The following is a 1,251-nucleotide window of genomic DNA, read 5'->3' on the forward strand; positions in this document are numbered from 1 at the left end:
TATCAGACCTGCCGCCAGAATTATTAGATGAAGATAACACTGCTCCAACAGCAAGTACTTGGCAGGAAGCCTTGCGAAAGTGGGCTGACCAGGAACTTAAAAAAGGTAATAGTGCCATTCTGGATCAAGCTGTTCCCCAGTTTGAGCGTATTATGATCGATACGGCATTGAACCATACTGGCGGACGACGTAGAGATGCTTCCCAGTTATTAGGCTGGGGCCGGAATACGCTTACCCGTAAAATCAAAGAGCTTGATATGAGCTTTGAAGAGAGTACTGAGGAAGAGGATTAAGCCCCTCCCTCCGCATTACTCTCATATTTTGTAGGCAGCGGGTTCCATCCCGCGCTATGCCCAAACCTTGGAGCACGACCTAGAATCAGTTACTCACTTCTCGCCAGTAGATAATTCTGTCGTGGCCTCGATATTGACCAAACTGCGCCTCAACAAAGGGGTGCTCATCATCCAGAGCGCCATCTCCGTCCCAGTCAAAACGCAACCATGGCAATGCAGATAAGTCCTGATTAACTTGAACTTTTCCAGCCCCGCCGACTCCTGGAGCGCTGAAGCTAAAGTTTTCATTTTGCGCATCATCGAGAGGAGCATTCACACTTAAGGTAGTTAACTCTGAACCCACAAGAATATCTTCTAAGCTCGTAGCACCACTACCTAAAGGTGTAACAGTTGGAACAACTGCGGTACATTGATCATCAGTATGGGCAACAAAGGTTCCGGCGCTAGAATAATATTGGGGGTAAGCCTTCATTTTTAACGCTTGAGTATCAGGCCCATAGGCATTCTCCATTTTCCACCGTCCTTGCCGTAATTCTGAGCTAAATTGGAAACCAAGCGCTGCTAAATTACTAGTGCCTGTCACATCATCATCGTCTTCCAAAGTAACGACCAAATCAATATCTGCGTCAAAAGGAACGATATTGGTCCCTGCAGGTCGATCATAACTGAAGTTAGGGTTACTAGAGTGGATAAGTAAGCTAAGCGTTCCATCAATATCTGTTGTCGCACCATAACTTATATCTCCAACTGGCGAGGATAATGTCGCCGCCGTCGCTGCATTATCGGTATAGCAAAAACCCTTAACGCCTACACTACCACCACAAGACTCATCTAGCTCCAGGTTTGCACCCAAGCGCCAAAAATCACCTTCATAGTTTTGTGTAATCGTGCCATCAGCACGTACAGCACTTATCGTCAATTCAGGGACAGTATTCCATTGAAAGGCCTGATTCATATA

Annotated in this window: 2 protein-coding genes; one reads left to right on the forward strand and one right to left on the reverse strand. The window is 46.3% G+C overall.

Annotation, left to right across the window (positions count from 1 at the left end; genetic code table 11):
* Positions 1-293: helix-turn-helix domain-containing protein (locus A3761_RS22115; protein WP_304439638.1), on the forward strand; the 293-nt coding region annotated here is incomplete at its 5' end.
* Positions 294-378: 85 nt separating this feature from the next.
* On the opposite strand, the gene A3761_RS28060 is transcribed toward A3761_RS22115, so the two are convergent.
* Positions 379-1,251: DUF6701 domain-containing protein (locus A3761_RS28060; protein WP_197473176.1), on the reverse strand; the 873-nt coding region annotated here is incomplete at its 5' end.

It is taken from the genome of Oleiphilus sp. HI0123 (assembly GCF_001635315.1).